Source organism: Maribacter algarum (ex Zhang et al. 2020) (assembly GCF_005885635.1).
Taxonomy (GTDB): Bacteria; Bacteroidota; Bacteroidia; order Flavobacteriales; family Flavobacteriaceae; genus Maribacter_C; species Maribacter_C algarum.
In genome coordinates this window covers 1,984,106-2,003,739 of the sequence record NZ_VATY01000001.1, presented here as the reverse complement: position 1 = coordinate 2,003,739, position 19,634 = coordinate 1,984,106, and the positions used below count along the sequence as shown (strand labels likewise).

17 protein-coding genes and 1 tRNA gene are annotated in these 19,634 nt (G+C 37.4%); 9 read left to right on the top strand and 9 right to left on the bottom strand.

Annotation, left to right across the window (positions count from 1 at the left end):
* Nucleotides 1–3: 3 nt before the first annotated feature.
* On the bottom strand, nucleotides 4–2,169 hold the full coding sequence (locus FEE95_RS08675; RefSeq protein ID WP_138657467.1) for a S9 family peptidase: 2,166 nt from the start codon (nucleotides 2,167–2,169) through the stop codon (nucleotides 4–6).
* 163 nt (nucleotides 2,170–2,332) lie between these two features.
* Here FEE95_RS08675 and FEE95_RS08670 point away from each other — a divergent pair, with 163 nt between their 5' ends.
* On the top strand, nucleotides 2,333–3,652 hold the full coding sequence (locus FEE95_RS08670; RefSeq protein ID WP_138657466.1) for a hydroxymethylglutaryl-CoA reductase, degradative: 1,320 nt from the start codon (nucleotides 2,333–2,335) through the stop codon (nucleotides 3,650–3,652).
* Nucleotides 3,649–4,557 (top strand): GYDIA family GHMP kinase, encoded by a 909-nt coding sequence (locus tag FEE95_RS08665; RefSeq protein ID WP_138657465.1) that lies wholly within the window; start codon nucleotides 3,649–3,651, stop codon nucleotides 4,555–4,557. Before FEE95_RS08670 ends, FEE95_RS08665 begins: the two co-directional genes overlap by 4 nt.
* Before the next feature lie 71 nt (nucleotides 4,558–4,628).
* Here the strand turns inward: FEE95_RS08665 and FEE95_RS08660 are convergent, their stop codons facing one another.
* From FEE95_RS08660 to FEE95_RS08630, 6 genes are all read right to left on the bottom strand, one after another.
* Nucleotides 4,629–6,752 carry a peptidylprolyl isomerase gene (locus tag FEE95_RS08660; RefSeq protein ID WP_138657464.1) on the bottom strand — a complete coding sequence of 708 codons (2,124 nt, stop codon included), beginning with the start codon at nucleotides 6,750–6,752 and terminating at the stop codon, nucleotides 4,629–4,631.
* Nucleotides 6,753–6,917: 165 nt separating this feature from the next.
* The gene (locus FEE95_RS08655; protein WP_138657463.1) at nucleotides 6,918–8,207 is read right to left on the bottom strand and encodes a hemolysin family protein; all 1,290 of its coding nucleotides are present in this window, start codon (nucleotides 8,205–8,207) and stop codon (nucleotides 6,918–6,920) included.
* A gap of 198 nt (nucleotides 8,208–8,405) precedes the next feature.
* Entirely contained in the window at nucleotides 8,406–9,038 is a 633-nt protein-coding gene (lptC, locus tag FEE95_RS08645) for an LPS export ABC transporter periplasmic protein LptC (RefSeq protein ID WP_138657461.1), read from the bottom strand.
* Nucleotide 9,039: 1 nt separating this feature from the next.
* Entirely contained in the window at nucleotides 9,040–10,410 is a 1,371-nt protein-coding gene (locus tag FEE95_RS08640) for a tetratricopeptide repeat protein (RefSeq protein ID WP_171037007.1), read from the bottom strand.
* A 40-nt stretch (nucleotides 10,411–10,450) separates the two neighbouring features.
* Nucleotides 10,451–11,737, bottom strand: coding sequence for a porin family protein (locus FEE95_RS08635; RefSeq protein WP_138657460.1), 1,287 nt, complete (start codon nucleotides 11,735–11,737; stop codon nucleotides 10,451–10,453).
* Nucleotides 11,738–12,466: a type III pantothenate kinase gene (locus FEE95_RS08630; RefSeq protein ID WP_138657459.1), complete on the bottom strand. Its 729-nt coding sequence runs from the start codon at nucleotides 12,464–12,466 to the stop codon at nucleotides 11,738–11,740.
* 101 nt (nucleotides 12,467–12,567) lie between these two features.
* On the opposite strand from FEE95_RS08630, the gene FEE95_RS08625 reads away from it, so the two are divergent.
* From FEE95_RS08625 to FEE95_RS08610, 4 genes are all read left to right on the top strand, one after another.
* Nucleotides 12,568–12,640: transfer RNA gene (locus FEE95_RS08625), tRNA-Phe, on the top strand.
* A 69-nt stretch (nucleotides 12,641–12,709) separates the two neighbouring features.
* Complete coding sequence (locus FEE95_RS08620; RefSeq protein ID WP_138657458.1) at nucleotides 12,710–13,156, top strand: DinB family protein; 447 nt, start codon at nucleotides 12,710–12,712, stop codon at nucleotides 13,154–13,156.
* Nucleotides 13,157–13,166: 10 nt separating this feature from the next.
* Complete coding sequence (locus tag FEE95_RS08615; protein ID WP_238474530.1) at nucleotides 13,167–14,138, top strand: phosphotransferase; 972 nt, start codon at nucleotides 13,167–13,169, stop codon at nucleotides 14,136–14,138.
* Nucleotides 14,135–15,418: an ADP-ribosylglycohydrolase family protein gene (locus FEE95_RS08610; protein ID WP_138657457.1), complete on the top strand. Its 1,284-nt coding sequence runs from the start codon at nucleotides 14,135–14,137 to the stop codon at nucleotides 15,416–15,418. Before FEE95_RS08615 ends, FEE95_RS08610 begins: the two co-directional genes overlap by 4 nt.
* On the opposite strand, the gene FEE95_RS08605 is transcribed toward FEE95_RS08610, so the two are convergent.
* On the bottom strand, nucleotides 15,415–15,849 hold the full coding sequence (locus tag FEE95_RS08605) for a hypothetical protein (protein ID WP_138657456.1): 435 nt from the start codon (nucleotides 15,847–15,849) through the stop codon (nucleotides 15,415–15,417). The genes FEE95_RS08610 and FEE95_RS08605 overlap by 4 nt on opposite strands.
* On the bottom strand, nucleotides 15,846–17,444 hold the full coding sequence (locus FEE95_RS08600) for a glycoside hydrolase family 32 protein (protein WP_138657455.1): 1,599 nt from the start codon (nucleotides 17,442–17,444) through the stop codon (nucleotides 15,846–15,848). Before FEE95_RS08600 ends, FEE95_RS08605 begins: the two co-directional genes overlap by 4 nt.
* An 80-nt stretch (nucleotides 17,445–17,524) precedes the next feature.
* Here FEE95_RS08600 and FEE95_RS08595 point away from each other — a divergent pair, with 80 nt between their 5' ends.
* From FEE95_RS08595 to FEE95_RS08585, 3 genes are read left to right on the top strand one after another with little or no spacing between them, the layout of a single operon-like run.
* Nucleotides 17,525–18,016: a rhodanese-like domain-containing protein gene (locus FEE95_RS08595; RefSeq protein ID WP_138657454.1), complete on the top strand. Its 492-nt coding sequence runs from the start codon at nucleotides 17,525–17,527 to the stop codon at nucleotides 18,014–18,016.
* Nucleotides 18,017–18,059: 43 nt separating this feature from the next.
* A complete protein-coding gene (locus FEE95_RS08590; protein WP_394347951.1) occupies nucleotides 18,060–18,740 on the top strand; it encodes a TIGR04282 family arsenosugar biosynthesis glycosyltransferase in 681 nt (226 codons plus the stop codon).
* On the top strand, nucleotides 18,737–19,558 hold the full coding sequence (locus FEE95_RS08585) for a purine-nucleoside phosphorylase (protein ID WP_138657453.1): 822 nt from the start codon (nucleotides 18,737–18,739) through the stop codon (nucleotides 19,556–19,558). The genes FEE95_RS08590 and FEE95_RS08585 overlap by 4 nt, the downstream gene beginning before the upstream one ends.
* The last annotated feature ends 76 nt before the right edge of the window (nucleotides 19,559–19,634 follow it).

Here is a 19,634-nt window from a genome sequence, read left to right as displayed (position 1 = left end):
GGTTTATAAGTTAGATTTAATAAAATTGGTCATTTTATTGTACAGTTGAATGCGCGTATTTCCACCGTATATACCGTGATTTCTATCAGGATAAATGGCCCATTCGAATTGTTTATTCGCTTGAATCAGAGCTTCAATCATCCGCATACTGTTCTGAACGTGGACGTTATCATCTCCTGAACCATGGACTAACAAATACCTTCCTTTCAACAATTCAGGGTAGTTGAAAGGTGAGTTATCATCATATCCGTTAGCATTTTCCTGTGGTGTTTGCATATAGCGTTCTGTGTATATTGTATCATAAAAACGCCAAGAGGTAACGGGTGCAACTGCAATGGCCGTTTCAAAAACATCGTTCCCTTTTAGTAAACAATTGGTAGACATAAAACCACCATAGCTCCAACCCCAAATACCGGTTCGTTTTTCATCAATATATGGAAGTTCACTTAACTTTTTTGCAGCTGCAATTTGGTCTTCTACTTCGAATTTGCCTAACTCTTTTTGGGTAACCTTTTTAAAATCTCGTCCTTTTAATCCTGTTCCTCTTCCATCAACACAAGCCACAATATACCCTTCTGAAACTAACATTTGATGCCAATAATCATTAGCGCCGTTCCAACGATTTGATACATTTTGAGATCCAGGACCACTGTATTGATACATAAATAGCGGGTACTTTTTTGCCGCATCAAATTCTTTGGGTTTTATCATGTACATATTCAAATCATTACCACTTATTGAAATGGTTGAGAACTCTTTTTTACTCATAGTATAGCCTTTTAGTTTTTCGGAAAGACCTGAGTTATCAATGATATCTTTAACTTTTTTACCACTCAATGCATTGTGTAAGGAATAGGTATTAGGTGTAGTAGTGCTTGAATAGGTGTTAATAAAGTAAGTGAAGTCAGCACTGAAATCTGCAGAATTAGTACCTGCTTTAGCGGTGAGTGCTTTTTTATCCTTCCCTGAACTTGAAATGCTGTATACACCGCGGTTGATTGAACCATTTTCTGAGGACTGATAGTAAATACGATCTTCATTTTGGTCATAACCGTAATACTTTGTGACTTCCCAATTTCCTTTTGTGATTTGATTCATCAATGGTCCTTCTTCACTGTATAAATAGATATGATTCCAGCCATCCTCCTCGCTTGTCCATATAAAACTATCGTCTGCTAAAAAGGTAAGATTATCAGTTATATCAACATATGCTTTATCGGTTTCCTCCAATAAAATTTCGACAGTATTATTTTTAGTATCAACCGCATGCAATTTTAAATGGTCTTGGTGTCTATTAATCGTCTGCACGCTCAACTTATTAGGATTATTCATCCATTTAATCCTCGGTATATAATATGGTTTACCCAAATCAACTTTTGAAATTTCCCTTGACTTCACATCTAACATGTGCAGGGTGACTATTGCATTTTCTTCCCCAGCCTTGGGATATTTAAACACATGAGGTTTTTGATATAATCCTGTTCCATAAACATCCATTGAAAACTCTGGAACATTGGTTTCATCAAATCTTAAGAAAGCGATTTTACTTCCGTCAGAATTCCACTCGTAAGCTTTGACCAAAGCGAATTCCTCTTCATATACCCAATCTGTGATTCCGTTGATGATTTTATTCTTTTCTCCGTCCGAAGTAAGTTTCGAAGTATTCTTAGAGGCCATATCAAACAGATATAAGTTGTTATCCGCAACATAGGCTACCATTTTTCCATCAGGAGAAATCGATGGTTCTTGAATTTTAGTTTCTGAGATTTTAGTCAGACTTTTCCCTTCCAAATCATAAACATAGTAGATACCAAGCTTTGAACGTCTAAAAATTGGCTCAATCTCTGTAGCCAACAACAGTTTTGCTTCGTCGTTTGTAAATTCGTAAGAATCAAATTTGTCAAGACCTTCAAGACTTTCTGAAGAAACTATAGTTTCAACCTTGGCTAAAGTTTTGTAATCGTATTTATCTAAGCTTGTATTGCCAGTAGTTCTATCTTGATTTAAGATGGTATACTGCTTTCCATTTTTCATAGAACGTAGTGCTTGCATACCTTCAGTTTGAAAGGCTCCACGATAAATTTCCTCAACAGTAATTTGTTTTGTTTGGGCAAAAATAGTTGCTGAAAATGCGACTATTGAAAAGAACAAAATGTTATATTTTCTCATAAATCAACATGAATGCGTTAAATCTTTCAAGTTTACTAATAATTATACAAAAATCAGCCCTTTCACCTAAAAAAGAAACAAGTTTCGGACAAAGCGACTCGTATTCCGTTTTTTGACCACAGACCTGTTTATATGTATCTTTACGAATCTAATCACCAACAGCATGACTAAACCTATTCAGGGGTTTTCAAAACTTACCAAAGAAGAAAAAATAGACTGGATTGTTTCCAATTATACCCATGATGCCGAGTCTGCAAAAATCATCTTAAAACGCTATTGGAATGATGATGAAGCTTTACAAAATCTTCATGACGAGTTCATAGAGAATACGATTACGAACTATTACCTTCCCTTAGGTATTGCTCCAAACTTTTTAATCAATGGTAAACTGTATGCCATACCAATGGCCATTGAGGAGAGTTCAGTAGTTGCCGCAGCCGGTAAGGCTGCAAAATTTTGGCTAGACCGAGGTGGATTTAAAACTACCATTCTAGGTACTGAAAAGATAGGGCAAGTTCATTTTATGTTTTCAGGGGATGCTGATAAATTGAAATCTTTCATTAATTCTGTTGAAACTAAATTACGTTCTGAAGCTTCGGATATTACCAAGAATATGGAAAAACGAGGCGGTGGAATATCTAAAATCGAGCTGCGCGATAAAACCGCTGACCTTGATAACTATTACCAGCTGCATTGTACTTTCGAGACTTTGGATGCTATGGGCGCCAACTTCATCAATTCGTGTTTAGAGCGATTTGCAAAAACCTTTAAACAGGAAGCTTTACATTTTTCTGAATTTGATGAAACTGAAAAGAATATTGAGATTGTGATGAGCATTCTCAGCAACTATGTGCCTAATTGTTTGGTACGTGCTGAAGTTAGTTGCCCAATTGATGAATTGGCTGACAATGACACCGACGCCAATGAATTTGCTAAAAAAATGATTCAGGCTATTGAGATTGCCAAAGCAGAACCACATCGGGCCGTTACCCACAATAAGGGAATCATGAACGGTATAGATGCCGTTATTTTAGCGACCGGAAACGATTTTAGAGCTGTTGAAGCTGGCGCGCATGCATACGCAGCCAAAGACGGAAAATATACGAGCCTTACGGATGCCAGCATTGAAAATGGAATATTTAAGTTTTGGATTGAAATTCCATTAGCAGTAGGTACCGTTGGTGGATTAACAAGTCTACACCCTTTAGTAAAATTAGCCTTGGAAATACTTCAAAAACCTTCGGCACAAGAATTAATGCAAATAGTTGCCGTTGCTGGATTAGCCCAAAATTTTGCCGCTGTTCGTTCGTTGGTAACTACGGGTATTCAAGAAGGGCACATGAAAATGCATTTGTTGAACATACTAAATCAGTTGGGCGCCAACGAAACTGAAAAAGCTACCTTGACCGAGCATTTTAAGAAAAATTCAGCTACGCACAGCGCCGTTGTAGAAGCCTTTGAAAATCTCAGAAAAGGAATATGACTCAGGAGTTCTATAGCAATGGAAAACTATTAATCTCTGGGGAATATGTTATTCTTGATGGTGCAGTAGGGCTGGCATTACCAACTAAGTTTGGGCAATCACTACGTGTGACCAAATCGGAACATGCGTACATCAATTGGAAGAGTCTTGCTTTAGACAAGTCCGTTTGGTTTGAAGCAGAACTAGATTCCTACAGTCTTGAAATACGACAATCTTCTGATTTAGATACTGCTCGAACGCTTCAAAAAATATTACGGCAAGCAACAAAGCTCAATCATAAATTTTTATATGGTTCTCAGGGATATTCCATAGAATCCTATTTAGATTTTGACCGTAGTTGGGGTCTAGGTTCTTCTTCCACATTGATGAACAATATTGCACAATGGGCGGAAGTAGATGCTTTTCAACTCTTATGGAATGCATTTTCTGGAAGTGGCTACGATATTGCTTGTGCTCAAAATAATACTCCAATCAAATATCATTTGAATGAAAGGCAGCCAATAGTCGAAGAAGTTGAATTTAATCCTACATTTAAGGATAGTCTATATTTCATCCATTTAAATGAAAAGCAAAATAGCCGTGAAGGTATCGCCCAATATCGAAATCAAAATTTTGATAAAGCACAACTGATAGAAAGAATTTCGGATATCACTAGACAACTTGTAACCGCTAAAAGTTTATCCGAATTTGAAAGTTTGCTGTCTGTACATGAAAATCTGATCGCTGACGGGCTAAAGCTTACAAGAGTAAAAGACGAAAGGTTCTCTGACTATACGAGAAGCATCAAGAGTCTTGGCGCTTGGGGTGGAGATTTCATACTTGCTACAGGAAATAAAAATGCTCCGGCATACTTCAAGAGTAAAGGATATGATACGGTAATTCCTTATGCTGAAATGATATTATAAAGAAGCCTTCCCATTGGGAAGGCTTCTTTATATTTTTTTCACTAAGATTATTTCGTGCCCAGCTTTAGCTATTAGTAAAATACAGCTCGATTATCTTCTATTTCTGATGCTTCTTTTAAGGCATCGAAAACTGCTGTATTTACTCTACCTGCATTTGAGTTCTTCAAAGTGTTCGCATACGTACTATAATTGTCCAAGGCCGCAGCTTCTTCTTTTTTCGTTACCATCACCATAAACACTCCTGTTTCTCCTTCTATCAAACCAGAAGTTTCTCCTTCATTCATTGCATAGGCAGCTCCTACGATAGCAGCTTCTCTTCCAGCACCTGGAATCGTTGGTGATTTTACCGTTAAAGCAGTAGCGTTTGACATCGAAACATTGGCGTCTTTTGCCAAATCCTCCATTGATTTTCCCTGATGTTGCCCTATAATCTGCGCCGCTTTTCTTTCCTTTCTGATTTTTGGAAGAATACTTGCGGAAGCATCCTCTACAGACATCACACCCTCTTTATACGCTTTCGTCAATTGCACTACAGCGTATCCGTTATTGATGTTGAAACGCTTGATATCTCCAATTTCGGTATCCTCATTAAATGCCCATTGCACAATGTTACGCTGATTTGTAAGTCCTGGTAAGTTTTCATCCAAGGCGTTAATTTTATTTACGGGTCTTATGAGATATTCACTTTCTTTTGCCAAGTCAGTGAAAACTTTATCTCCTGAAACCGTAGCCATTTCAAATTTAGTTGCCTCAGTAAAAAGGTTGTTAATGGTTTCTTCAGAAGCTTCAATTTCACGAGCTAAATGCGCTATTTGAACAATATCTTCTTTATCATCCACTCTTACAATATGAAAACCAAAATCAGTCTCAACCAAACCGATTGACCCAACTTTGTTACCAAAAGCGTAGTCGTTGAATTTTGGGGTCATAACCCCTTCTTGAAAAAATCCTAAATCCCCTCCGTTCGGCGCAGAAGGACCATCTGAGTTGTCTCTTGCCAATTCTACAAAAACAGCTCCTGGCTTTCTAGCATCCCTTAATAATTGTTTAGCTCTTGCTTCGGCTTCTTCTTTTGTTCTTTTTATTTCTGGGTTTGCGCGTTCAGCCCCTTCATAAGTAACTAAAATATGACTTGCCTTTACAGAACCGTTTGTCTTTCTAGCTATCATCTTGGAAATCTTGAAGAAATTTCCATCACGGTAAGGTCCAAAGGTTTCCCCTACATTCAAGGTCATTAACGTATCTGCAAATGAGGCAGGCAAAGCATTTTTAGCTTTAAAAATCGTATCGAATTTAATATCAGAATTTCTGTCTACAAATACACCAACATCTGTAGTATTTCTAAAACCTGGAATAGTATCTACAAGGTTAGTTGACGTATTCAGTTCAGGTGAATCATCCATTAATTTCAATAACCCATTCTCAATAGCAGTCTCATCTGCTGCGGACGCCTTTTCTTCAAAATAAACGAATTGAAGATCTCGGGCTTCCTCTTGCTTATATTCATCTTTATGGGCATTGATATAAGCTGCAATCTCGCTTTTTGTAACCGTAATTGTACTATCAGGAATAGAAGAATAAGGCACTCGAACATATTTTAAATCTACTTTGTTATTCGCTAATTTATAATCGAGTTCACCCTCTTTTAAAGTCGCTCCAACACCTGCCTTGACCAAATTAAAATACGCTTGTTCCTTTGCACTTTGAATTATGCTTTTCTCAGTCTGTAGCCATCTTGCGTATCTACCATCCTCTCTGGTAGCTTTCATATCTTCAATAAAATCGCGGAATTTATTTTCATCGAATATGCCGCTTTCATCTTGAAACTGAGGACTCTGAGCATACCCAGGAATAGTCTTGATGTAATTCATGATTTGATCTTGTTCGATATCAATACCCAAATCTTCAAATTGCTGTCCTAGAATGGTATTGCGCACCTCTTGATCGTAGACTTGATTTACAAGTTGTAACGAAGATGTATTAGCAGAGTTTTGTGAGGCAAACTCAATCTTTTGTCTAAATGCGTCTACCGAAATTTCTTCCCCATTTATTTCAGCTACTGTTGAACCAACTTTTCCCGTTGATCCGAAATCGCTGCTTGTAAAAACACCTGAAATTACAAACGCGAACAATGCCATACCAATTATCAAAATCAAAATGGTGGTTCTCTTTCTTATATTTTCTAAAATTGCCATCCTATGGAGTATTTAAAATCAGTTCGCGAAATTACCATTTTCTTTTCACCTGTTCAAATTTATTGTGCTTGTTAGATAGCTGTAATTCGCTATTAATGCTATTTTTAGACTAGGAAAGTATAATTTCACCCTTTTCGATTTTAACGAAATAAAATGGGCTGAAATTTAATCCTTTTCGACAAGCTCTAACATGACCAAATCAATTTTCGTACTCGAGACCTCAAGAACAGTAAAACGAAAGTTTTCTACCTCAATTTCTTGGTCCTGCTCAGGGATTTCCCCTGTTTCATTTACTAGCAAACCTCCCAAGGTTTCGTATTCATCTGACTCGGGCAGTTCGAACTTGTAATTTTCATTCAAATAATCCACATCTAAGCGGGCCGAAAGTTTATAGGATGTTTCTGATAGCTGCTCCTCAATCAAATCAGTGGAATCGTGTTCATCCTCAATTTCTCCAAAAAGTTCTTCTACGATATCTTCAACGGTCATGATACCTGAGGTTCCACCATATTCATCAAGAACTACCGCAATACTTTTATGTTTCTTAATCAGCACATTTAGAATATCGTGAATGAGCATAGTTTCTGGCACAAGCTCAACGGGTCTTAATATGCTTTTTATGGTCTTCGGTTTTTTAAAGAGTTCAAAGGAGTGCACATAACCAATAATATTGTCAACAGTATCTTTAAAAATTAAAATCTTTGAGTAGCCGGTTTCAGTAAAAAGCTTGGTGAGATTTTTAGGAGTTTCATGAAGTTCAACTGCCGTAATTTCTGTTCGGGGCACCATGACTTCCCGAGCTTTTACGGCTGAAAATTCCAAGGCATTTTGAAAAATCTGTATTTCAGTATCTACTTCATCTTCTTCTTCAACGGTTTCCATTTGTTCTGTAATATAGTCTCCCAACTCTATTTTACTAAAGGATAACTGTACTTCATCACCATCCGTTTTCAAGAATGTTTTCAAAATAAAATCTGAAATCTTAATTATGAACCAAGAAAGAAATCCGAATAAAACATAGAAAATATATGCAGGTAAGGCGAGTACTTTCAGTAAAGTGTTCGAATAAATCTGAAATAAAACTTTAGGGAGAAATTCCGCAGTAAGTAAGATTATCAGGGTCGAGATAAGAGTTTGGGTAAGTAAACTAAAGTCTGTCAAAATTAGTTTGAGAAAACCACTCGAAGTATCAGAGAGACCAATAAACCACTCCATCAAAACCTCACCCATGAAGAGACCATATACCACTAAGGCAATGTTGTTTCCGATAAGCATGGTAGCAATAAACTTAGAAGGCTTTTCGGTAATAAGTCTAAGTATTTTTGCCAGAAAACCCTCTTGCTTTTTTTCAATTTCAATATGGATTTTGTTTGCTGAAACAAAGGCAATCTCCATTCCTGAAAAAAATGCGGAAAATAATAAAGATAGAATGATGACAAGGGTGGAAGTATCCAAAACTACTCTTTGTTTTCACGTTGTCGTTGCTCAAATCTTTTTCGATATTTTCTACGAAACAAAAACATACCTATTGAGGCCACAGCAAAAAACACGAATAAGTACGCATAATTACGATCGGTATTCCATACTTGGGTAATTTTATACAAGGAGAATATCGCTACGAACAAATACAAGTACTCGGTATATCTTAAAATTTTAATCATCAACTGGTTCTTTTTCTTGGGCTTGTTCTTTTTCTTCAGGTATCAGCATTAAACCATAGGTTTTATGCGCGTATAAAAAGTTACGGTCTTTGCTAAAATCCATTCCTTCCCCGTCCATAATGGTTCCATCCTCAGGATTGGTATAGGTAAACGTTTCATGAGTAAAAATCCACTCATTGACTTGGTCTAAATAAAGTTGGGATGTTTCTAATTTTTTCCCATCATGGCTTTCCAACACCACATTACCCCGTAAATCTATCAAATTCGTGGCAGAATAAATAATTCCGTAATCGGCTTTTACAATACTTTTTTGGTCGCTATCATCAAAAAAATCCATGTGCAATCCATTTGGAAAGGTACGATATGGGAATTCAAGATTGGTAAAATCTTCTTGCATCGGGCTTGTCAAAACTGAAATCACCCTAGAAGATTCTGTAGAATCAGCTATAATTACCTGGTTGGCCTCTGTATATGTAAGCACAAAATTCTCTGCTATCCCTACTGGGAAAACATTCTTTTTGGCTTCATCACCCACGCGTTTGTAATTATCCCCACAGGAAAAAAAAAGCATTGCCACGAATATCGTGGCAATGCTGTTAAATGTATTGTATATGGGTTTAACCATCTTATAGGTTAGGTACTTTTACGCTACCGCCAACCCAACAACTAAAAGTTACTGTCTTACCGGCCATACCCGCGGTAAATATCATTTCTTTTGTTGGTGCCTTAGCAGAATAACTTGCCGCAGCCTTACTCGCTCTTGAACTTAAAGAAGGGTCTACTCTACCTGCCTTACGAGCCATGTCAGCCGCTTTCCAATAAATGGCACGTTTGTCAAAAGTAGTGTTGCCACATTGATTTGCGCTACCCGCATAGAGACTGGCAATTAACAAATAAGCTCTCCCGTTTGCCGGATTTGAATTAATAGCATCCTGGGCATATTTTCTAGCAGTAGACTTGCTACCTTTTCTATATATTGTAGCGACTTTATATGCAATATTTGACCTTCTTTTAGCATCTGCCTCTAACTCCAATGCTTTATTGAAATCTGCTATAGCACCTTTAGTGTCTCCAGCCTTCAGTTTCAGCTGACCTAAATAAACATAAACATCAGCAGAAGGATCGAGACCGGCCTGTACTTCTACCATTTTACTAAATAAAGGATCATCGGTACATTCTTTGGAAAACATTCTACTAACCGCTCGTTTGACCCAAGTAACATCCCCTTTCTTCTCATCAAAATTCTTTTGATATAAGGGAATTAAGTTGCCACAATCAGCCAAATCACCTAATTTACTATCAATACTTCCCGCTATCTTACCAAAAGACTTAGAATTTGTTGTGGCTGCTTTTAATCGCTTTTTCTCCTTTGAAGTCAAGGTATTCTCCTCTTCCTTAGGAAGTAACTTTGTAATTGTATCTGTTAACTTTCCATTTTCAACTTCAATTTTTTCGGTAACCTCATCATAAACATCAAATACCTCTTGTAAATCTTTTTTACCAGCTTTATGCAAATCAACTAAACTAGAAAAATAAAGGTATAAAGCTTTTGGGTTTTTAAAATTATCCTTGTCCTCAGTAAAAGCTTTTCCCAACTCACTATAAATTTCATCGTCAGAAATCATTTTGTTGTCATATCTAATGAGTACCTTATCTATGATAACCTCGGCGAGTTTAGTCTTCTTTGGAAAGTGAACCATACTTGCATCATAAAGAGCCAGAATATCATTAATAAAACCATCTTTCTCGGCACCTGAAGATTTTTTGATTTTGTCCTTTAAAATTCTTTCACCATAAATAAAATTTGCTCGGTTTAAGCCAGGGCAAGTTTCGTACACCATTTTCCATGGTGTATAGGCCGCATCATAATTTTTAACTTTCACATGCTCGGTATAAATAGAGAGGTTGGTAACACACTCTGTATTTTGAGCTTGGGCATTGCTTATCGCCATTGACCCTAAAAGCATGATTGCCGTAAAGTAGAGTTTCGTTTTCATATTCGTTTTTAATTTAAGTGGTTAATGTACTAAATTTTAGTTAGTTAATCTTTCTTTTTAAGAACCATCTGTCGTTTAATGACAGCCCGATATTTATTTTAAAATAATTTTCTTCTATAAGCATCATCTCAGTTGTTCCTCTTTTCCCAATCTCAAAACCGAGATTAATATTAGAAAAACCGCCAGCACCAGATGCCAACGGTAGACCAACTCCAAAAGTTATGCCAAAGTTATTTATTTCGGTGTTGTTAACAACCATACCTGTATTCTCCATTCGGACTCCCGCACGATACGTGACCCGTTTCAAATAGCTCTCAAATGATGTGTAATCTGGTATAAAAAAACCACCAACCGCAATAGTGTTTGCTTCTTGATAGCTCAAGTTATCCACATTGATAAAGTCATTGGAAAAGGAACTTAAATCTTGAAAGCTATATTCAGCACCTAAAAACCACTTTTTATCCTCCCCTAAGCCCAGCCCCAAAGTCGTTCTAGTAGGGATTTTCAAACCTGTTTCCTTAAGTCCGTTTGCTTCCAAATTCACATCAATAATCTCAATGTTTGCTCCCGAGGCTCTTGAGAAGGAACCTATTTCCTGGGTATTTCGGGTACTAAGGTTCGCTTGCGTGTTAATTCTAACCGAGCTGTATAATTTGAATTTATCTTTTAGAGTAGGCGTATAATTGAGCGCATAGTTAAAATCCATTCCGTTAATGCGAGACGTTCGATTATCTAAGGTTCCGAACTGTACATCTTCGATAATTTGAGTGCGTAAGGCGTCGATCGTTCCAAAATTAAAATTGGCGGTAACTCCTAAACTTAAGTCTTTGGTGATTTCATACCCCAGTGATAGATATACCTTATTTAAACCGCCTGTGCCTGAGTATTGATTTGAAACGGCAGATGTTGTTCCGTCCGTGTTGTTCGCTATTGATTCTGAAACAATATTATATCCAACCGAAGTGTAGGGCATAATACCAAAACCAACACCCATACCTTTGCCCAAATTAAATCCTAAGGCCACGTAATCAAGGTTTACAATTCGATTACTTTCGGTTACTGACGCACTTGCAAGAGACAGTTGTTGATATGAGATTCCAGCAGAATAAGCTGTAAGACGCAATTTGCCATAAGCGGCGGGGTTTTGAAGGTTTACGTGAATGCTATCCGCGTACATTCCTAAACCACCCATCATTTGATTATCAATAGTTGTTGCAGCTCTTAAATCACCAATACCAAAATAAGAATAAGGGGAAACAGTACCATCTTGAGCGTTCGCTCCTATAGCGGCGAAGCACACTATTGCAATTACAATTTTCTTGATCATTTAACGCTTGTTGTATTCCAGCAAAAGGTTCAATCCCGTGAGGAGAAATTTGGAATCCGCAAATATGGTATTTTTTAATCGTTTTGACAAAAATTGGGCGTCACCGCCTGTTAAAATAACTGTTAAATCTTTAAAACGAGAACTATAGCGTTCAATAACACCATCTATTTCGGCTAAAATACCATTTACAACTCCGCTGTGAATGCTTGAAGGTGTAGAGTTCCCTATAAGATCAATAGGGTCATCCAAATCGAGAAGAGGCAGTTTAGAAGTTTGATTATGAAGCGCTTCATAGCGCATATGTATTCCTGGGGAAATACCTCCACCCAAATATTCCCCATAGTCATTTACCATATCATAGGTAACACAAGTGCCGGCATCAATTACAAGGGTATTGGCTGTGGAATTATGATAAAAAGCAGCCGTGGCTAGGGCAATACGGTCTACACCTAAAGTTTGGGGAGTGGCATAGGAATTTTTAAAGGGAATTTTAGAAGTATGGCTTAATATGTGAACCTGACAAAAAATGGAAAGTGCAGCAATTTCCTTTTGGCCTAAACTTCCCACGGCAGATACTATGGCCCATGTAATGTCTGGGTAAAAATTAAAGACATCTCGTACCTTTTCGATAAACTTTTCACTTTCAGTACTGGTATCAAAAAGCAAGTTTTCTTTATCAAATACAGCAAGCTTTATTGCCGTGTTACCTACGTCTACGATTAGGTTCATGTAGCAAAGATGACAAAATGAAAAATAAACCCATACTTTTTTCAACGTTTTTGTTTGTATATCCTAAATTTGAAATTATATTTGCAGCCCTTTTAGGGCATGGTGCCTTAGCTCAGTTGGTAGAGCAATGGACTGAAAATCCATGTGTCCCTGGTTCGATTCCTGGAGGCACCACAATAGATCCCCGCAAATGCGGGGATTTTTTGTTTGAATTCATCCCGGTTTTTCGTTACTTCGATTGAAATGAGCATTTCAACACTTAGAAAACTTTACAAAAGAGACCTCAATAGACTAAAATCTGAAGTTGGAGCCTATACCGATGAAAAAAACTTATGGATTACCTCCGATGGAATTTCCAATTGCGGAGGTAACTTATGCCTACATCTCATTGGAAACCTAAATGCTTTTATCGGAGCGGAACTTGGCAACTCAGGTTATGTACGTCAGCGAGAACTTGAATTTTCTAAAAAAAATGTGCCAAAGGCTGCATTGATTTCAGAAATCGAAAGTACTATTCTAGTAGTAGATAGTACTTTAGAAAAACTATCCGAGGAGGACTTATCCAACGAATACCCGATTGTGGTTTTTAAAGAATCGATGAGTATCGGTTATTTTTTGATGCATTTGGCGACTCATCTAACCTATCATCTAGGGCAGGTTAATTACCACCGCCGATTATTGGACCGTTAAAAGCTTTACCTTGAACTATTTTAACCAAAGCACTCCCGCCTCCGAACTACAAGACTATCTGATTGAAAAGCAATGGATGGACTCCAAGGAGAAAATATTGTCTATTGAAAAACCTGGCGAAGGCAATATGAACGTGGTTCTTCGAATCAAAACAAGTCAACGTTCCTTTGTCTTAAAACAGTCCCGACCTTTCGTCCAAAAATATCAACAAATTGAAGCCCCTTTAAACCGAATTGCCGTTGAACATCAATTTTACAATTCAGTGCAAAGTGATGCCTTGAAAAATCACATTCCGAGTATCTTAGGTTACGATGCAACACAACATCTACTGGTTTTAGACGATTTAGGAAATTGTGAAGATATGACCAACATCTATGCTTCAAGAAATATTTCGGAAAACTTCCTTCAAAAATTGGTTGCGATTTTAACACTGATTCACAACAGTGAAGTACCAAGCAATTTTCCTGAAAACGGGGAAATGCGAGAACTAAATCATCAACATATTTTTGTCTTGCCCTTTTTAGAGGACAATGGATTTCAATTGGATGATATACAAGAAGGCCTTCAAGAGCTTTCGATGCCTTATAAGCAAGATGATGACCTGAAAGAAATTGTCAATGAGATTGGAAACAAGTACTTATCCTCTGGAAATACATTGTTACATGGAGATTATTACCCTGGAAGCTGGATGACCGAAGGGGATAACCTTTATATTATTGATCCTGAATTTGGTTTTGTTGGTTTTGCCGAATTTGACCTTGGTGTAATGGCTGCGCACATCATTATGGCTACAGGGGAGGAGGCCTATCTAAATTCCATTTATGATTTTTATGATGGCAATGCGGACAAAAAATTAGTATCTCGAGTAGCCGGAACTGAAATTATGCGCCGATTGATCGGACTTGCGCAGCTCCCTTTAGAAAGGTCTATTGAAGAAAAGCAGTATCTTTTGGAACTCGCTCGAAAAATGATACTATCATGAAACAGGTTTTTTTTGTCTTAGGATGTTTGATACTATTTGTTTCTTCATGCAAACAACCCAAGTCAAAGCTTGATATTCCGTCACCTGCAAAAGTTTCTTATGGAAACGACACCCTTACGCTTTCTAGAGAAGAGAAGTACGATAAAATCTTAGGAGCTTTAGTCGGCTCTGCAATCGGAGATGCCATGGGAGCATCAACTGAAATGTGGCATCGAAAGGATATTCAATTGAAATACGCATATATAAATGGACTTACAGCCGCTGTTCGAGAACAATCTCCAGAAGGCACTTGGGACCATAACTTGAATGCTGGGGCAACCACCGATGATACGCGCTGGAAATTTTTAATGGTCGAATACCTCAAGACCCATAAGAAAAGACTAAACGCTCAAAGCTTTGCCAAGTTCATTTCAGATTATTATGAACTGTTAGCAAAAGATTTGGCTCGAAAAGAAATCAGCACCAACCCTGATGTATTAGATACCAAGATCGAAAAAATTGATTGGATCAAAGAATGGGCCCGAGTAGCCCTAGCCTATCAAAAAGGGGACACGGCATATCAAAAAGCACAAAATCGATTCTATGGTGGCGAAATGTCTTGTGCTGGACAATTGTATACTCCTATGTTCGGTTTAGTTGCCGAAAACCCTGAAGATGCCTATAACATTGCCTATGAACACGCACTATTCGATATTGGTTATGCCAAAGATATTTCTGCACTGGTTTCTGCCATGACCCAAATGGCGATGCAGACTCGGAATATGGACTCCATAATAAACACGGCAACTTTTGTTGACCCACTTGGTTATCAAGACAGTCGTTTGGTAGGGCGAATTTCTAATGCAACCGCGAATGCTTCGGTAAAAAGTGTATTGGCTATCAAAGCGAAAGTAGTGATAGATTCCCTTATTGAAAAAGATAGTATTCTCTATAAAATGCCCAAGGGATTTCAAGGGACTCAAAAAGACTGGGTACGCCAAGAAATGGTTTATCAAATGCTTGAAAAAGACGAAAAGGCCATCGCTTTTCATACTGGCGAAATATGGCAAATTTTAATCACTGGACTCCAATTTGGAGAAGGTGATTTTGAAAAAACGATGCAGTTTATTGTCAATTATGGTCGAGACAATGACACCGTTGCCGCTATTGCAGGAATGATTCTAGGAGCCAAAGATGGTTATTCAAATTTGCCCGAAGATCTCAAAGAAGAGGTGGTAAAAGTCAGCAGAGAACAAATGGGTATTGATTTGGAAGTAATGGCAAAAGAACTGGTTAATTAAAATTCCCCTTTCTTAAATGCTGGTAAAATACCTTTTTCAAAACATTTTCGAATACCATGTTTAGTCGGACTCATTCCATTAAAGGCGTTGGTGGTTCCTCTATATTTTTTTGATTCCCATAAAATCTCCCCGTTAATCTGATTAAAAACTTTCACTTTCACACGAGATTCGCCCAAGGCTCTCTTTATAAAAAACTCGAAAATATATTCGGCTTTATCTATTTCTTTTACTTTGCTGAACTCCGGATATTTGTTCAATTCAGAAACCCAAACATCGTCATCAGGTTTAACTTTACTATCTGAAGAGGTTAGGACAAAAATATTTCTTTGCGATTTTTGAAGAGTTTCCTCAATCTTCATATTTTGTGCTTCCAAATATGGAAAAAACACAAAAAGAAATAGTATTCTAATAATTATTTCTTTCAATCTCATTTCCAAATTCGCTTTACTTTATTAATTTCAAAATCTTTCAAATTTATTTCTGAACCTCCAGGGTTTTCTATTGTCAAATCAGTATAATTTTCAGTTGGAAAGATTTGCGCAGTCATTACATATTGCCCCTTATTCAAGAAAACTTCAATAGAAGAGAGGTCTAAGATAATTCTTACTTCATATTCACTATCGGGCAAATCATTTACAGGCATCTGTGGAATGCTTGCAAAGTCTTCTTGAAAATCAACTCTACCAGATTTAGACCTATCAATTCCAAATTCGTGAATCTCACTATCTATGCCAAGTCCAAGTTTGTCACCATTGGAATTTCCAAACGTAAGTCTGAAATCCTTTGAATCTATAATAAATTGAATCTCAGTTTGATTAAAATTCTCAAAAAGTAAAATTTCCGGTTCACCTTGAGCAACAGTAATATCTTTCTTCCCCTCTCTATTAATAAGTAATTCAAAATTTCGAATAGGATAATTAAAGAGACTGAAATCATCTCCTAGTTTTTGTAATGACAACTTTCTCGGTATTGTCATAGCACTGCGCCATTTTTCAGTTGGAGTATCTCTTGCATACGTCCAATTGCTCATCCATCCTATTAAAATACGGTCTTGTCCCGGATCATTAGCATAGTTATTACCGTAATAGTTTTCGGGAAGAACGTTATACGTCACTCCAGCATAATTATCAGTTCCCCAATCAAGCCATTTAATGTCGGTTTGGTCTGTGGTAAATTTTTCGCCATCAAAATCCCCAACAAAATATTGGGTTCCGCTTCCGCCATTCGGCGCTCCAGGATTGATACTTATCAAAAGTACCCACTTTTCCTCATCGGTTCCTTCAACCTTTAAAGGAAACAAATCAGGGCATTCCCAAACTCCGCCATGCGCACCTTTATCTTTGCCAAATTCGCTCAGTTTTGTCCATTTCTTTAAATCATCGGAATTCCATAGTTGTAAATGGTCTCCCGCGACCAGAGCCATAACCCAAGTATGATTGACTTTATCCCAAAAAACCTTGGGGTCTCTAAAATCTTTTATTCCGTCGTTTCCTATAACTGGATTTCCTTCGTATTTCGTCCACGTATCCCCATTATCCAAGCTGTAGGCAATTCCTTGAGTTTGAAAATCTTTTCTACCTGCCTGCTCACCTTCCATTAAATGGTAGGTGAAAATCGCAACTAAAGGAGGGTTATCTTCCGTGCCAAATCCTGAAGTATTTGCGAAATCGACCACAGCGCTTCCTGAGAAAATCAATCCGTGTTTATCGGGAAATAAGGCAATAGGCTTATGTTCCCAACTCACTAAATCCTTACTAATTGCATGGCCCCAATGCATGGGCCCCCAAACGATATCCTCAGGGTAATACTGATAAAACAAGTGATAAATCCCTTTATGGTATACCATCCCGTTAGGGTCATTCATCCACTTTTCCTCTGGTGAAAAGTGAAATTGTGGTCGGTAAGGTTCGGTGTAATAATCCGTCTTAACTGTTGCTGCAACTTCAGGTTTTGGGTCTTTGTTTTTACAAGAAAACAAGGTTGTAAATGCAAAAACAAAAATAAGTAGTTTGGTTGGTAAATTCATTTTTCAAGAATTAAATGGAGATGGAGTGTGTTCCCAAGCCTCTTCTAAAATAGTATCTTTGCCTAATTATTTAAAATAGTATGCGATTTATTTTCTCTTTTATTTTATTCGTTTCCCTAACTACTTTGGTATTTGGTCAAAAAAAATTGGACAAAACCTTGAAGCAGTTGAATACCGAAAGTGTTCCATATGTGCATGTGGATGAGGTAGAATATACCGAAAACCTATTGATTTTAGACACCAGAAAGAAAGAGGAGTTTGCCGTAAGCCATATTAAAGATGCCATTTGGGTAGGCTATGAAAATTTTGAACATGATGCTGTTGTACAAAAGATTCCAAGTAAAGATACACCTATCATAGTCTACTGTTCCATTGGAGTTCGTTCTGAGGATATTGGCGAAAAGCTTCAAAAAGCAGGTTTTACGAATGTAAAAAACCTATACGGCGGCATTTTCGAATGGAAAAATCAAGGTAAAAACGTTTATAAAAACAACACTGTAGAAACCGATAGTGTGCATACCTTCGACAAACAATGGGGTAAGCTTCTCAAAACAGGTATTAAAGTTTATTAAGTTGATTCACCTTTCTAATAGCTATAATTTCTAAACTTTACGAATGTCTATTATCCTCCCCTCAACAAAAAAGAAAGAAGCTCCTACGGTGAACTATACGAATATGGTTTCAAAGAATTTGTTGCTCATTTTTACTCGCAACCCTGAATTGGGAAAATGTAAGACTAGATTGGCCGCAACCATTGGTGATCAAAGTGCTTTGGAGATTTATAAATTTTTACTGAATCATACCGCTGCATTGACCCAAGATGTTAATGCTGCGAAACAGGTTTGGTATTCCGAAGAAATCTGGACAGATGATATTTGGGATACTACTTTTTTCGACAAAAGATTGCAGCAGGGAAGTGATTTAGGCATCAGAATGGCCAATGCGTTTCAAGAAGGATTTGCTTCGGGATTTGAACGTATCATCATTATTGGAAGCGATATGCACGACCTTGACAAATCAGATATTGAAAACGCCTTTGATGTTCTTAAATCCAAAGATTTTGTAATAGGTCCTGCAGAAGATGGTGGCTATTATTTATTCGGAATGAATGCTTTCAATGCGAATGTATTCCAAAATAAAACTTGGGGCACCGAAACTGTTTTGAAAGATACCTTAAACGATTTAAAAAACGAAAACGTACAATTATTGGAAGAGCGAAATGATATTGATATATATGAAGATATCAAGGATATAAAAGTGTTTCAACCTTTTTTGAAAAATATGAATTCTAAATGAGACTTACAGAAAAGCAATTACAAGAATCTACTGAATACCTTAAAAGCAAAGGGTTCGATAATCCAGAAATAGGTATAGTACTCGGCACGGGGTTAGGAAAGCTGGCTGACGAAATTGAAAACCCTGTTGTAGCACATTACAACCATATTCCGTTTTTTCCATTAGCAACCGTTGAGTTTCATACGGGCAAACTATTATTCGGGACTTTTGAAGGTAAAAAAGTGGTGGTCATGCAGGGTCGCTTTCACCTATATGAAGGTTATGATCTTATGGATGTCACCTACCCGATTCGCGTTATGCATCGATTGGGTATTCAAAAACTATTCATTTCCAATGCTGCCGGAGCCATTAATCTGGACTTCAAAAAAGGAGACATGATGCTCATTGAAGATCATATCAATTTGCAAGGCGGTTCGCCATTGGCATTCAAAAACGTTGCGGAATTCGGAGATCGATTTGTAGATATGGCGGAACCTTATGATGCGGATATGGGTAAAAAATTGATGACAATCGCCAAAAAAGAAAATATTTCCCTTAGGAAAGGTGTGTATGCTTCTGTTGTCGGCCCACAGTTGGAAACAAGGGCCGAATATCGCATGTTAAAGACACTTGGGGCCGATGCGGTAGGAATGAGTACGGTGCCAGAAGTAATTGTTGCCAATCATTTACGACTACCCATTATAGCGGTATCAGTTTTGACGGATGAATGTGATCCAGATAATTTACAAGCCGTTAATATTCAAGAGATTATAGAAATTGCAGAAAAAACAGAACCGAAAATGGTGAAGTTATTTAGAGAATTGATAAAAGAAATATAAATAATGGTCTGATGCCAGATGTCAGATGCTCGATGTCAAAACTTCGCGCATCGTGCTTCAAACATCAAACCTCAAA

Coding starts and splice junctions, on each gene's coding strand:
- FEE95_RS08675 (WP_138657467.1), bottom strand. CDS start 2,169: ATGAGAAAATATAACATTTTGTTCTTTTCAATAGTCGCATTTTCAGCA.
- FEE95_RS08670 (WP_138657466.1), top strand. CDS start 2,333: ATGACTAAACCTATTCAGGGGTTTTCAAAACTTACCAAAGAAGAAAAA.
- FEE95_RS08665 (WP_138657465.1), top strand. CDS start 3,649: ATGACTCAGGAGTTCTATAGCAATGGAAAACTATTAATCTCTGGGGAA.
- FEE95_RS08660 (WP_138657464.1), bottom strand. CDS start 6,752: ATGGCAATTTTAGAAAATATAAGAAAGAGAACCACCATTTTGATTTTG.
- lptC (WP_138657461.1), bottom strand. CDS start 9,038: ATGGTTAAACCCATATACAATACATTTAACAGCATTGCCACGATATTC.
- FEE95_RS08640 (WP_171037007.1), bottom strand. CDS start 10,410: ATGAAAACGAAACTCTACTTTACGGCAATCATGCTTTTAGGGTCAATG.
- FEE95_RS08635 (WP_138657460.1), bottom strand. CDS start 11,737: ATGATCAAGAAAATTGTAATTGCAATAGTGTGCTTCGCCGCTATAGGA.
- FEE95_RS08630 (WP_138657459.1), bottom strand. CDS start 12,466: ATGAACCTAATCGTAGACGTAGGTAACACGGCAATAAAGCTTGCTGTA.
- FEE95_RS08620 (WP_138657458.1), top strand. CDS start 12,710: ATGAGCATTTCAACACTTAGAAAACTTTACAAAAGAGACCTCAATAGA.
- FEE95_RS08610 (WP_138657457.1), top strand. CDS start 14,135: ATGAAACAGGTTTTTTTTGTCTTAGGATGTTTGATACTATTTGTTTCT.
- FEE95_RS08605 (WP_138657456.1), bottom strand. CDS start 15,849: ATGAGATTGAAAGAAATAATTATTAGAATACTATTTCTTTTTGTGTTT.
- FEE95_RS08600 (WP_138657455.1), bottom strand. CDS start 17,444: ATGAATTTACCAACCAAACTACTTATTTTTGTTTTTGCATTTACAACC.
- FEE95_RS08595 (WP_138657454.1), top strand. CDS start 17,525: ATGCGATTTATTTTCTCTTTTATTTTATTCGTTTCCCTAACTACTTTG.
- FEE95_RS08590 (WP_394347951.1), top strand. CDS start 18,060: ATGTCTATTATCCTCCCCTCAACAAAAAAGAAAGAAGCTCCTACGGTG.
- FEE95_RS08585 (WP_138657453.1), top strand. CDS start 18,737: ATGAGACTTACAGAAAAGCAATTACAAGAATCTACTGAATACCTTAAA.